Below are 233 nucleotides of genomic sequence, written 5' to 3' on the forward strand. Positions count from 1 at the left end.
GCGCTGATTGGTTTGAAAACTGGTATGGTCATCTTCACCGCTATATAGGTACAAGGCTGGCTGCATAGTAAAATTCTGCCAAGTAAAATCACGGTAAATGCTCATATCAAAGTAGCCGCTTAAAGGCACCGATAAACCAAACTGCTCGGGGTATTTATGCGCTAAATAAAACGCCCCTGCCCCGCCCATAGACACACCACTAATTGCACTATTTTGTGCACCTGGTTTAACTC

1 protein-coding gene is annotated in these 233 nt (G+C 44.6%); it reads right to left on the bottom strand.

Going from position 1 to position 233, the window contains the following annotated elements; translation table 11 throughout:
- The coding region (locus Q4528_RS16350) for an alpha/beta hydrolase-fold protein (RefSeq protein WP_303522843.1) at nt 1-233 on the bottom strand (233 nt) is incomplete at both ends.

The sequence above is a fragment of the Staphylococcus pasteuri genome, from assembly GCF_030547725.1.
GTDB classification, from domain to species: Bacteria; Bacillota; Bacilli; order Staphylococcales; family Staphylococcaceae; genus Staphylococcus; species Staphylococcus pasteuri.